The sequence below is a fragment of the Clostridium paridis genome (genome assembly GCF_016765615.1).
Lineage (GTDB): Bacteria > Bacillota > Clostridia > Clostridiales > Clostridiaceae > Clostridium_T > Clostridium_T paridis.
This window is the reverse complement of record NZ_JAESWA010000019.1, coordinates 185,359-198,489: the sequence shown is the minus strand read 5'-3', so window position 1 is coordinate 198,489 and position 13,131 is coordinate 185,359. Positions and strand designations below refer to the sequence as shown.

Here is a 13,131-nt window from a genome sequence, read left to right as displayed (position 1 = left end):
TCAATACTACTTTATAGTATAGAGTAGTCTATAGTATAATATATACAGGAGGTGTATTTTTTGGAAATTCATAAAGAAATGCTAAAGGGCTATATCGAAAGCATCATTCTGTCACTTCTAATAAATGAAGACTTATATGGTTATGAAATTTCGAAGAGAATACGACTAATCAGTAAGGACAAATTTGAAATAAAAGAAGGTACTCTATATGTAGTTTTAAAACGACTAGAGAGTAATGGTCTAGTCTCAACTTATTGGGATGATAACGAAAGCGGTGGCGGAAGAAGAAGATATCACAAAATAACCAATGAAGGTTTAAGTTATCTTAAACTTAAAAAGGAAGAATGGACATTTTTTAGAGATATATTAGATCTTTTCTTTAAGGAGGTATAGGAATGAAAGAAATAGATGATTACATCGAATCTTTATATAAAAATTCCAAAGAAAATTCAAAAGAAATAGAAGAATTAAAGGATGACATGAAGACTCACTTAATTGAAACAATAGAAGAATTAAAAAGAGAAGGCAACAGCCAATCTGAAAGTATAAAAATTGCTCTAGATAGATTTGGAGAAACAGCCGTGCTAGAGGATGAATTGTCTGAAGTCGTTCCTATTTATAAAAAAGGCATGAATTCTACGCTACTATTAGCTATTGGCGCATTAGTAATATTGTTTTCACTAATAATATTATTAATTTCAGAAGGTAGCTTTGGTGGATTAAAAGGAATAATAGTTGTATTTTTGTTACCCCCTGCCTATTTAATTATTAGAAGTGCAACCTTAAAAAATCAAACTAAATCAGAACATGATTTTAGTATGTCAACTGAATTATATAAATTTATTTATATATATTATATTAGTGTGCTCATTGGTACAATGTTATTCCCTATATATAATTATCCATGTTTTCGAGATCCGGTTCAATTTGATATAGGGCTCATTCCAATTAAGTGGACTATTGATAATATAAGTACCTCTCTTCAACATGGCATAACACTAGATCATATATTACTAGGACGTCTACGCATGATTGCTCTATTTATGCCATTAGGCTTCTTAGCTCCAATTATTTCTGCTAAGTTTAAAAGTATTAAATCAACTTTATTACTTGGAACAAAGGTATATTTATCAATTTCCTTAGCTCATATTTTTCTATGCCTAGTTGGATTATCTGAAAACATTTTTATAATAATGAGTTTTGATATATTATTTCTTTATCTTATTGGAGTTTTCCTTGGACACTTTTTATTTTCTTTTTTGAATAAAAAACGATATTTAAGTTTTTATAAAAATCTTATAATTTTATGTTCTTTTATTACTATTACTTTCTATTTCTATATTTTTCTTTTACGTAATTAAAATTACATACCCCGAGAATACAACCTATTCTCGGGGTTCTTTTATTCTCTATACTTTCCTTGATAATAATCATTATCTTCCATAGCTTTATCTATAGCATTTAATACTTCCCACTTTTTTAAGCTCCACATTGGTCCGATTAATAGACTCCTTGGCGCATCTCCAGTTAATCTATGCACAACCATATTTTGAGGAATTATATTTATACTTTCACATATAAGCTCTACATACTCCTCTTGAGTAAGAAATTTGAGCCTTCCTTGCTCATATAATTTTACCATTGGTGTATCCTTCATTAAATGCAATAGGTGGAACTTTACTCCTTGTATATCCTTATTAGAAATATATCTAATAGTCTCAAGCACTTCTTCCTTGCTCTCTTCAGGAAGGCCAAATATAGTATGTACAACTACATCAATTCCTCTTTCTCGTAACTTTTTTAAAGCCTCTTCAAAAACATCTAAAGTGTATCCTCTATTAATAAGCTTGGCTGTCTTTTCATGAACTGTTTGTAAGCCTAGTTCTATCCATGTATATACTTTGCTGTTCATTTCCTCAAGTAAATCTAAAACTTCGTCAGATAAGCAGTCAGGCCTTGTAGCTATTGCTAATGCCACTACATCCTCTTGCTCTAATGCTTCTTGATACTTATTTTTTAAGACTTCAATGGGTGCATAAGTATTTGTGTATGCTTGAAAGTATGCTATATACTTTCCATTCTTCCACTTCTTTGCCATCATATCTTTAATATCTATGAACTGCTTCGAAATAGAAAAATTTCTATCTCCTGCATAATCTCCTGAACCTCTTTCACTACAGAACAGACATCCTCCGCTACTAATTTTTCCATCCCTATTTGGACAAGAAAATCCTGCATCTAATGAAATTTTAAAAATCTTTTCTCCGAATTTCTCTCTTAAAAAATAGTTTAAACTTAAATATCTTTTGTTATCCCAAAGGACTTTTTCCATTTGCTCACCTTTTTCTATTTATTGTACATGTACATTATACTAAATATACAAAATCCTTTTAAAGTATCTTAGTCATTTTAGTTTTAAACCTAAGATGCTTTAAAAGGAATATTTAATCTAACTTCTCAATGTATACATATATATTATATTACAATTTTTCTATTTTTGAATCCTTTAAACCTACTGAATATTCACCAAGAACATCTTGTCTTACACCTTTTACTCCATCTATTGGCTCAACTTTAAAATATAACTTATAATCATTGACATTTTTTACAACTAAGTTATACATATTCTTAGGGAAATTTTCATCAAACTTTATATCTAAGACATCTCCACTATTAGCTTTATATATATTAATTCCTTTTCTCCCACTTTTATCCGAATGCTGAACTATAATGTTTTCTTCGTCTTTACCGAAAATCATCATGTCAACCTTTTTATCAGTGTATATATCTAAGGTCACAATCTTCTTACCAATTGGTGTTTCAAGTATGCCTGATGTTTCCGCTCCACTGCTAGCTCCTCCAGCGCCTGAGCCACCACCTGCTCCAACACCTGAACTGTCACCTACTTCTCCACTAGCTTTTTTCTTTTCTTCTTCATCTATTTCTACTATTCCTAGAATGGTCTTATCTCCATCCTTTGCTGTTATTGCTACTTTCTTCCCTTCATAGGCAATGCTTGCTACTCCAAATTCCTTAGGAACAATGTTTTCTTTGTAAATAGGAGCTTTATTAATCTTCGGATATATTTCTCTTGGAAAGTTTGAAAGCCTCATTAATAAATATCCTCTTACGTCATCTCTATATTTCACTCTTAAGAAAGAATCTTGACTATACACTTCCAACTCAGTTGAAGATTGTACATCATCTATTTGATATTCTCCACTTTCACTTTTATCAATCTTTACTGCATAATTATCTAAGCTTCCATTTGGACCATCTGGTGAAGACTTTACGACTCTATACATGTAATAGATATTTTTTCCTGTTTCTTTTGTATCCCTTTTTTTATATGTGATTATCGGATTTCCCTTTTTCTCTATATTCTTATTATTACCATTTAAATCTGGAGTACTAATTCTTCTCAAGTTTGTAAAATCATTTTTTGATAAGTAATCAATATATTGATTTGCAAGCTGTTCACTCTTTACATAATCAAAGCCTGCATCAGCACTTGCACTATCTAAGTTATTTTTGCTCTTTTTACAGGCTATTAATGAAATACTTATTATAAATATAATAAAAATACTTATTGCTCGTTTCAACTTAATACCTCCATTCTTTAGTTTATAAATTTAGCTTTTCCAAAATAAAATAAACTATTTATCCAATAACATTGAGAATAAATAAAGACACTCATTTATATATTTTATATATAATGCATAAATTTTTTAATCGCATATTGGGAGATTATTAGGAGGGATATACTTGAAGGTAGAAATCAAAAAAATTTTTCAAGTTGCTGCAGTGTTTATTGGAACTATTGTTGGCGCTGGACTTGCTTCGGGAAAAGAAATAACTCAATTTTTTACTGTCTACGGTGTTAAAAGTTTTATTGGAATAGCCTTATGTGGTTTATTCTATATTCTTATGGGAATTATTATTTCCCGAATAGGAATAGATAATGATCTAGATTCCTACTCTCAGGTAATAAAGAAAGTAAGTCCAAATATATTAGGAAATATCACTGGGATTATTACAACATTATATTTAATATCAAGTGCCTCTATTATTCTTGCTGGCTCTGGAGCACTCTTAAATCAATTTTTTGGAATTCCAAAAATCGTTGGAACACTTATAATGCTTATTTTGGCACTTATGACCCTATTAAGAAGTACGAAAGGACTTATTGAAATAAATTCTATAATAGTCCCATCACTTATTATTGTAATTATAACTATTATGCTACTCTATATTTTTTTCTATAATGACTTTTTAACTTTTAAAAACTTAAATTCATTTCCTGTTCAAAAAGAACATTGGTTTATTTCAACTATTTTGTATTCTGGATATAATATACTTTGCTGTAGTGGGGTTTTAGTTCCTTTAGGTAAAGAAATGAAGAAGAAAAGCACTTTATTTTGGGGCATAATATTGGGAGCTATTGGTTTAACCCTCTTATGCTTCTTAATAAATATTATGCTAATGTTAAACCAACCTTATATATATAAATATGAGATACCTTTACTTTATGTAACAAATAGGTTTGGAAACATTATTCAAGGATTTCTGCTTATAATTATTCTTCTTGAGATGTTTTCTACTGAAGTTTCAGATGTTTTTTCAATAAGTAAAACTCTTGAGCAAAGCTTTAAAATCCCATTTAAAATTGGAATATTCATAATTATATTTATAGCTCTTCCTATTTCACAACTTGGCTTCACTAATCTAATTTCCACCTTATATCCTATGTTTGGATTATTAAGCTTAATTTTCATTGTCCAATGCTTATATTTTTATATTAAGAACTATGTATTAAAAAATAAGTAATTTATTTTAACGCCTCCTAGATGTATAATCTTTAGGAGGTGTTTTTAATGAATTCTTTAGATATGTTAAATAACTGCAATTTATGCTATAGACAATGTAACGTTAATAGGAATAATAATATTCTAGGGTACTGTAAGGCTGGAAAAAATCTTAAAGTAGCTAGAGCTGCTTTACACTTGTGGGAAGAGCCTTGTGTTTCAGGAGAAAGTGGTTCTGGAACTGTATTCTTTTCTCATTGCAACTTCTCCTGTGTATTCTGCCAAAATCATCAGATAAGCCAAGAACATTTAGGCAAGGAGATTACTATTGAGAGATTAAGTGAGATATTCCTAGAACTTCAAGTTCAAAATGCTAATAACATTAATCTAGTTACTCCAACTCACTATATTCCTCAAATAATTGAAGCTATTAAAATCTCTAAAAATAAAGGTCTTTCAATTCCAATTCTTTATAACACAAATGGTTATGATACCTTGGATTCAATTAAAGCTTTACGTGGCTTCATTGATGTTTACTTGCCTGATTTTAAATATTATGATGATAAATATGCTATAAAGTACTCTAACGTTAAAAATTATAGAGAAAATCTTATGCCAATTCTCATGGAGATGTATGACCAAGTTGGAGATGCTAAATTTGATAAGAATGGTATTATACAAAAAGGCATGATTATTCGCCATCTTATGCTGCCATCTCTACTTTTTGATTCAAAAAAGGTTATAGATACAATTCATGAAACATTTAATAACAAGGTTTATATTAGTATAATGAACCAATACACTCCAATGAATAAATCTTATAATTTTCCTGAGATAAATAAGCCTCTTAATCCAAAGCACTATGATTCTCTTGTAGATTATGCCCTTTCCATCGGAGTAACAAAGGGTTTTATTCAAGAGGAAGGAAGTAGTTCTAAAGCATTTGTTCCTAGTTTTTTAAATGAAGGCGTCTAATAAATAAAGTGGAATTTAAGGGAGCTATAAAGCCCCCTCAAATTCCATATTTTTATAACATATTATCATAATAAGAAACTCTTGGCATTTCAGTATTTGCAAAATTATAGCCAATTGGTGGCACAAATATCTTTTCTTCTCCATCTATTGATGCCCTTAATTCTGCTATTTTAGTAACTCCTACATAAACATCAGATATCTTATACCATGTAGCATAATCTACAACTCCTGTTTGTGGTAATGAAAATACACCTTGAAATACTTTTACAGCTTCAGCTACTTTAGGTCCATACTTTCCATCTACATTTAATTTAGGAATAGCTGGATAATTCTTAGAGATAGCGTTTAAGTAAGTTTGAATATCTCTTACAGGCTGACCTGTTGAACCAATCGTTAAGGTTGTTCCTGGATATGACTTAGGTATTCCTTTTACCTGTGGAGCAGTTGATAATTCTATATCACTTCCGTAGTAATTTGTTAGTATTTCATATGGAGGTGTTCCTTGATCTCCCATATACTTACTTCCCCATTGACTTAACCATTGAGGGCATTTAACTCTTTGTCCATCACAATATTGTGTAAGCAATGGTTGTTTGCTTCCTGACCTTTTTACAAAACTAGTAAAGATTTCATCAACAACTCTACTTATATTTTCATATATATTTCTCCCATAGTTAAATGCATGGTCAAAAGCCGTAGAATTTGTAATATCAAAGCTCTTCCCTTTTCCTCTATACCATTCTGTAAATATTCTATTTAGTGTAAATGAAAGTATGCAATATACATTTGCTCTTATGGTACTCTCTGACCAAGTTGAATAAATCTCACACGATGCAACATTCTTGATATAATCTGTAAATCTAACAGTGTAGTTAGGTCCTTCTGAATCGGGTGTACCTTGATGCACTATAACAAACTCTGGTACGACTGGTTGGGATAAAACAACTCCACTCGAAGGTGGTGGCAAAGGTTTTTCTGGACTTTCAGGTATTTTAGGTGGAAAGACACCAAAAAGTGTGTTTGCTTGTATAATTATTATTTGTTGTCTAGTGGCTCTATTAGTATTCTCATTCAAATTTGCTGGTTGAATTGCAGTTCTTTCCGGAAATATCTGGCATCCCCTGATATTTAATGGATCAAAGCCGCTTCTTTCTACTTTTACATCACATAGACTATAAGGCATTTGCGCTGAAGGGTTTTGGGAGTATTCTACTGGAGGGGCATCTACTTCAATTTCAGGTGTAAGCCCTGAACTATCAGTTACAACATCATATACTTGACTTCCACCCCCTTGGGTATTTACTGTTATTCTACTATTATCTACAGGTACATAGCTATTCCTTACAAAACATTGCACCTTTATTCTTCCTTTTGGCAAAGCTTTATTCTCCCTTAAATTACTTTCTAGGTTATTATATGAAAAAGTAGTTATATTGTACTTATACTATAAAATCAAATGAATATTTTTATAGTTATCCACAAAAAAACACATTACTATCTCCTTCATAAATCGTTGATATTAAAAAGTTTCTTGGTTAGTTATCCACAATATTATTAACTTTATCCACATTTTCCCCACACTTTATAAACTTAAATAAAAAAGTAGTTGTAAGCTCATCTGACTTACAACTACCCTCTTTGATATATTAAAGTTCTATTTCTATCTTATCTAACTTAGCTAGTGGTTTTATATCCTTTATACTTACTGTATCTGTAACTAAGTTTCCTTTATTTGAAACTAATAGAATTTTTGTATTATCTATTTTTTTGACTTGTCTTACTATTCTTTTTCCTTGGTGCTCCAAAAGCATAATACTATTGTTTTCTATTTCTTTTACAGAGTGAACTAAAGCTTTATCTCCCTTAGATATTCTAAATCCAAGCATATCATCTTCTTCAATTACTATGTAAAATACTTTATCTATTGTATATCCATTTATTTTATTCGAATGTACTGGTAATTCAACTGCTCCAAATTCCTTAGTAAAGCTATAATCATAAATAGGTACTTTTCTAAAAACTGAACTAAATGCATTGCTCCAATCTTCATTCACTTCCCTAAGATCCATCTTAGGAGTCGCAATAGACGGAGCTACCTTTCTAGCAGGTTCCTTTTTAACTTCTTTCATCAATTCTTCATCAGTTACAACCATGCTTATATCATTTAAATCTGTATTTAGTACTTTCCCTATTCTATCTATTAGATTTTCACTTAATACTTTTCTTCCAAGCTCTACTTCATTTATATACTTCTCTGCTAAACCAAGTTTTTTTGCTAAAGCCTTCTGAGTTAAGCCACTACTTTCTCTAGCATTTTTTATCTTTTCACCAACTCTACTCAAAGTTCTTTCTTCCTTCCGCTAGTTTTTTCAAATAGTCAAATTACAAATAAATTTCTCTATTTATTTTTTTGCATTTGCTTTATACCATTCTCTCTCTTCAACTAAGTGCTCTACTAAATACTTAAAACTCCAATTTATAGATGTAGGTGTAACTACTGCCTTGATTGCATTTGGAGAAATGCCTTTTATTATACTAAGCATTATCTTAAGTTCCTCATCAGTAAAATTATTAAAGACTACCACTTGCTCTTTAGATGAATTGCTTTCAAATGTCTCAAACCTTAATCCGTCAATTATATCCTTAAGTTTCATATTTATCATCTCTTTTGATACAATGACTGTATCGTATTTATCTGAGTTAAGAACACTGCTTTGCTCTTGACTAAATCCATAAACTAATACAGTTTTTTGGTTATTCAACATATACATCCCTCACTTAAATTGTTTCTGGTTCATCATATGATACGCCTAAAGTATCAACCTTAACTGACTTAATTACTTGATCCTCATATGGTTTATCTCTAAAATCTGTTTTTGTAGCTACTATTTCATCAGCAACTTCTATACCCTCGATTATTTTACCAAAAGAAGCATATTGTCCATCTAAATGTGGAGCATCTGCTACCATTACAAAAAATTGACTTCCTGCTGAATCTGGATGCATTGCTCTTGCCATTGATAAAACACCTTTACTATGCTTTAAATCGTTTTTAAATCCATTGCTTGTAAATTCTCCTTTTATTGAATATCCTGGGCCACCAGTTCCTTGACCTTCTGGACATCCTCCTTGTATCATAAATCCTGGAATTACTCTATGGAATATCAATCCATCATAAAACCCTTTATTTATTAAACTAATAAAATTTTTCACTGTATTTGGAGCAATATCAGGATATAATTCTGCCTTCATCTCCTTACCATTTTCCATTGTTATTGTAACTATTGGATTACTCATTTGTCTTTCTCCTTTCAACAATAAAACATTAAATATATACCCTATATATTATTATATATTTAACGCCAAATAATTCCTATATTTATTAAAGATTATACCTAAACAATTGGATATTATCAATTACTCTATAATAATTAAAATAAACTTCTTATTATTTTCTTCATAATAATTAGAGACAAAAAAAAAAGAGGTCATTCCTCTTCATTTCTTAGGAATTCCACTTTGGAATTCCAACCACATATCTAAATCATTTTGCCTTTAGACAAAATTCTCTAGCGCAATATTATCATCTTCTCTATATAAATAAACTTTAACTGTTTTTATTATGCTGTATATGCTGTACCTTTAACCACTCTAGTATAGTCTTCATAATTTGATAAGTTTTTCACATTTACTTGATTAAAAATATAATCTCTTCCTTGCTTATTTATTAGATCAGTGAATAAACAACATAAAAATGTACTTGGAATTCTCTTGAATCCTTCAAAATCTAGAACCACTTCTTCTTGGATATTTTTTTCCACCATATCCCTAACTATAATAGCATCCTCTACTGCAAGCTTTTCTCCTAAACATTTTTTGATTTTAATTTCCATAAAAAACACCCCTTATTTACTGAATAATAGAATTTATTTATATTGCTTTATCTTTTATTTAAATTTTCAGAAAATTCTCTCCCTGTTAATAATATATCAAACTCTCAATAGTCTGTCAATATTTTAACAAACTTTTTTATTAAAAAAAAATTAGAAGCTTTCTTATCTCTTCTAATTTTTCTATTATCTATGTTATATTTTTTCTAAGCATTTATTAATGTATGACTCAATTTTATCTTTTCTTCCAAGGTATTATATATTTTAACATATCCTTTTTCTGACTCAATTTGCTTTATTTCATTCCTAATTAATTTTCTTTTTAACTCTTTTACAGTCCCCAGACTTCCATCAAGAATTGTAACCTTTTCTCCAACAACTTTTTGTATTGTTTCTTTAACGAAAGGATAATGTGTGCAACCCAAAACTATTGAAGCTATCTCTTCCTTTGATGCCTCTTCAAGAATCTTCTTAAGAAATTGCTCCAATCTCTCCCCATTCAAGATCCCATTTTCCACAAATTCAACCAATCCCGGACATGGAAGTGGATATATATCCTTTCCAAACGAATATTCATTCATTAAATTCTTAAACTTTTTTTCCTTCAGAGTAGCATTTGTTGCCATAATGACAATCCTTCCCAATTGCTGCAATTCTACTGCTGGCTTTAATGCTGGTTCTATTCCTATAATAGGCATATTTCTATATTTTGCTCTAAGCTCCTCTATAGCTACTGAAGTTGCAGTATTACATGCAACCACAATTGCCTTTACTCCTTTTCCTAATAAAAATTCAACATTCTCTAAAGTTAATCTTTTTATTTCTTCTATAGATTTAACACCATAGGGTGCATTAGCTGAATCTCCTAAATAAATATAGTTTTCTTCTGGCATATGTTCAATTGCTTTCTTTAAAACGCTTAGTCCCCCAACTCCAGAATCAAAGAAACCTATAGGTCTATTCTTAATAAGCTCTTCCATCATGTTATCACTCCATTAATTAAGTTCATATAAATAAGCTATTAATAATTAATATATATTAATTATATCACCTAATTATTAGAAATGTATTATGATTTTTAATACTACATTTTTAACTATCTAAAAATAGCTTTCAGATACTGAAAATAGTAGTGATTATGTAATAATTTTGGCTCATTTATATAGTTATTGTTAAAATTCTATAGTATAATTATACTTATCTGTTACTAGTATGAGGTGTTATTTATGAGGCTGGTGCCTATTGAGTGTATAAAAGAAGGAAGTTTTTTAGCTAGAACTATTTTCGATGAAAATGGTCGAACTCTTCTAAAGGAAGGGATTAAATTGAATACGGCACTTATCAAACGGATAAAATCCATCAATATCTTCTCACTTTACATAATTGATGAATATAGCTACAGTGATATAGAAGATATAATCAAACCTGAATTAAGGCAAAAATCTATTAAGATTGTTAAAGATACTTTTTCTAATATAGAGAGAATTGCTAATTACATATTTGATTCTAGCACCTCTTCAAAAGATAAAAATCTTTTACTTAAAGAAAGAGAAGGATACTTAAAAAACATCTATGATGTGGCTTTAGAATTAATTGATAATATATCTGCTAACAAAAATATACTTGTTAATTTGGTAGATATTAAAAGTATGGATAACTATACATATCAGCATTGTGTTAATGTAGCTGTTCTTTCATTAGTTATGGGAGTCGCTTTAAGGTTGCCACGTTCAGACTTACAGGATTTATGTATCGGTGCTCTAATTCATGATATAGGCAAGGTATGTGTTCCAAAGGAAATAATTCTAAAAGATGCCGAGCTGACAGAGGAAGAATTTAATATAATTAAGTCTCATCCTCAAAAAGGTTATGATTACATAGGCAGTACTACAGAACTTAGTTCAGTGGCTAAAATGATAATATTACAGCATCACGAAAAACAAGATGGTACTGGATATCCTTTCGGCTTAACTGGTAATGAGGTTAACCCACTTGTAAAAATAGTTGCTATAGCTGATGTATATGATGCGTTAACTTCTGATAGACCTTATAAAAAGGCTGCTACACCTAATGAGGCCTTAGAATACATTATGGCTAATGTTGGTACTCATTTTGATATAAATTATGTTGATTTATTCACGAAAATTATTGTCCCATTCCCTACAGGTACCGTTGTAAAATTAAGCAATGGAGAAATTGGTGTTGTGGAGGAAACCCCTCCTAATTACCCATTGAGACCTAGAATAAAAATATTAAAAAGTCCATTAGATGAAAATAGAGTGGGTTCCATCATAAACTTATTAAAAGATTTATCCCTTGTTATTTCTGGGATTCAATATGAAGTTTAAAGTACATAATTTAAAATAGGACATTAAAGAATTTATATTCTTAATGTCCTATTTTTTATCTTAAATTTAAGAATTTAATGCAATATAATTCTTGCTCAATATTTCAAAGGAATAAAAACTTGCCTTCTGAAATGGATTGTTATTTATGATTTCTTCTGCCTCTTTTAAGTTTTCTGCTTGAAAAATCATTGTAACCCCATCCTTATTATATTTCCCCCCACAAAGAAGATACTTATCAAAAAGTCCTTTCTTATTCTTGTGCGAATTTTCTTTTATACCCTCTTTAAAGCTTCTATCAAATTTATAGTTTATTTTAACAAATATTCCACTAGTCTTTTTCATATTAATAACCCCCTAAATAAATCTATATAAAGAGATTATCAATTCTCTTTACATAATAAATACTATGCCAATCTATCTATATTTATTACTATTATTTTTATGCGAACATATATTCTATATTTATATATTACCGAACACATGTTCAACTGTCAATACTTATTTACGTCTTTCAAATAAATATTTATATTAAGGGGTGCACTCTTAAATCTCTATTTCACATCCTATCGCTTTTAAGGCCTCAACTGCCTCATTCCTCTTATCATCTTTTACTAATATATAATCTGTATCATAAGTTGATATTGCAAAAATGCTTATCCTCTGCTGAGCAAGTGCTCTACTTATAGTTGATAATATTCCAATTAATGAAAAATCCAAAGGTCCTTGCACTTTTAAAGCTCTCCATTGTTTCTCACATTCTATTCCTTCAGGAATATGTTCTTCATTACATACTATAGATAATTCATCATGGGTTTTAGTAATCGAATAAATATCGCTTTGCAATGCCCACCTAGGTATTTCATCTTCAGAGCTTAACCTACAAACTCCATAATATTTTTCTAATAGTTTCAATTCCAATTTAAAATCCTGCATTTATTATTTATCCTTTCTACTGATATTTTAAAAATATTAAAAGCCTAGGAGGACATCACTACGATATCTCCCAGGCTTTTATCCTTCCGTGTACACAATAATTATAATTGTGCGTTTTCTCTCGGACCTGACCAATTCTTTTTTTTGCGGAACCCTAGAAAACTTTTTCTCCACTTTATT

At 29.9% G+C, this 13,131-nt stretch carries 15 protein-coding genes and 1 riboswitch; of the genes, 5 read left to right on the top strand and 10 right to left on the bottom strand.

Translation table 11 applies throughout. The features are described 5' to 3' along the window. Positions 1–60 precede the first annotated feature (60 nt). Both JK634_RS06305 and JK634_RS06300 read left to right on the top strand, forming a co-directional pair. Positions 61–393 carry a PadR family transcriptional regulator gene (locus tag JK634_RS06305; RefSeq protein ID WP_202766787.1) on the top strand — a complete coding sequence of 111 codons (333 nt, stop codon included), beginning with the start codon at positions 61–63 and terminating at the stop codon, positions 391–393. A gap of 2 nt (positions 394–395) precedes the next feature. Beyond that, the gene (locus JK634_RS06300; protein ID WP_202766786.1) at positions 396–1,361 is read left to right on the top strand and encodes a VanZ family protein; all 966 of its coding nucleotides are present in this window, start codon (positions 396–398) and stop codon (positions 1,359–1,361) included. Between the two features lie 41 nt (positions 1,362–1,402). Here the strand turns inward: JK634_RS06300 and mnmL are convergent, their stop codons facing one another. Both mnmL and JK634_RS06290 read right to left on the bottom strand, forming a co-directional pair. Beyond that, positions 1,403–2,332: a tRNA modification radical SAM protein MnmL/YtqA gene (gene mnmL, locus JK634_RS06295; RefSeq protein WP_202766785.1), complete on the bottom strand. Its 930-nt coding sequence runs from the start codon at positions 2,330–2,332 to the stop codon at positions 1,403–1,405. 148 nt (positions 2,333–2,480) lie between these two features. Then, entirely contained in the window at positions 2,481–3,602 is a 1,122-nt protein-coding gene (locus tag JK634_RS06290; protein WP_202766784.1) for a hypothetical protein, read from the bottom strand. Positions 3,603–3,765: 163 nt separating this feature from the next. On the opposite strand from JK634_RS06290, the gene JK634_RS06285 reads away from it, so the two are divergent. Next, positions 3,766–4,827, top strand: a complete 1,062-nt coding sequence (locus JK634_RS06285) for a YkvI family membrane protein (RefSeq protein ID WP_202766783.1) — start codon at positions 3,766–3,768, stop codon at positions 4,825–4,827. Between the two features lie 47 nt (positions 4,828–4,874). After that, positions 4,875–5,780, top strand: a complete 906-nt coding sequence (locus tag JK634_RS06280; protein ID WP_202766782.1) for a radical SAM protein — start codon at positions 4,875–4,877, stop codon at positions 5,778–5,780. Positions 5,781–5,832: 52 nt separating this feature from the next. On the opposite strand, the gene JK634_RS06275 is transcribed toward JK634_RS06280, so the two are convergent. The 6 genes from JK634_RS06275 to murI form a co-directional block, all read right to left on the bottom strand. Beyond that, the gene (locus JK634_RS06275; protein WP_202766781.1) at positions 5,833–7,158 is read right to left on the bottom strand and encodes a peptidoglycan-binding domain-containing protein; all 1,326 of its coding nucleotides are present in this window, start codon (positions 7,156–7,158) and stop codon (positions 5,833–5,835) included. Positions 7,159–7,426: 268 nt separating this feature from the next. Further along, positions 7,427–8,122: a S24 family peptidase gene (locus JK634_RS06270; RefSeq protein ID WP_202766780.1), complete on the bottom strand. Its 696-nt coding sequence runs from the start codon at positions 8,120–8,122 to the stop codon at positions 7,427–7,429. Between the two features lie 60 nt (positions 8,123–8,182). Then, positions 8,183–8,545, bottom strand: coding sequence for a DUF3783 domain-containing protein (locus tag JK634_RS06265; protein WP_202766779.1), 363 nt, complete (start codon positions 8,543–8,545; stop codon positions 8,183–8,185). A 13-nt stretch (positions 8,546–8,558) separates the two neighbouring features. After that, complete coding sequence (locus tag JK634_RS06260) at positions 8,559–9,077, bottom strand: peptidylprolyl isomerase (protein ID WP_202766778.1); 519 nt, start codon at positions 9,075–9,077, stop codon at positions 8,559–8,561. A gap of 323 nt (positions 9,078–9,400) precedes the next feature. Beyond that, complete coding sequence (locus JK634_RS06255) at positions 9,401–9,673, bottom strand: STAS-like domain-containing protein (RefSeq protein WP_202766777.1); 273 nt, start codon at positions 9,671–9,673, stop codon at positions 9,401–9,403. 203 nt (positions 9,674–9,876) lie between these two features. Continuing rightward, positions 9,877–10,650 carry a glutamate racemase gene (murI, locus tag JK634_RS06250; RefSeq protein ID WP_202766833.1) on the bottom strand — a complete coding sequence of 258 codons (774 nt, stop codon included), beginning with the start codon at positions 10,648–10,650 and terminating at the stop codon, positions 9,877–9,879. Positions 10,651–10,896: 246 nt separating this feature from the next. Between murI and JK634_RS06245 the strand changes: the two genes are divergently transcribed. Then, positions 10,897–12,018 (top strand): HD-GYP domain-containing protein, encoded by a 1,122-nt coding sequence (locus JK634_RS06245; protein WP_202766776.1) that lies wholly within the window; start codon positions 10,897–10,899, stop codon positions 12,016–12,018. A gap of 66 nt (positions 12,019–12,084) precedes the next feature. On the opposite strand, the gene JK634_RS06240 is transcribed toward JK634_RS06245, so the two are convergent. Then, positions 12,085–12,360: a YciI family protein gene (locus JK634_RS06240; RefSeq protein ID WP_202766775.1), complete on the bottom strand. Its 276-nt coding sequence runs from the start codon at positions 12,358–12,360 to the stop codon at positions 12,085–12,087. A gap of 201 nt (positions 12,361–12,561) precedes the next feature. Then, positions 12,562–12,951: an ACT domain-containing protein gene (locus tag JK634_RS06235; protein WP_202766774.1), complete on the bottom strand. Its 390-nt coding sequence runs from the start codon at positions 12,949–12,951 to the stop codon at positions 12,562–12,564. Between the two features lie 65 nt (positions 12,952–13,016). Beyond that, a riboswitch (guanidine-I (ykkC/yxkD leader) is annotated at positions 13,017–13,120 on the bottom strand. Positions 13,121–13,131: the final 11 nt, after the last annotated feature.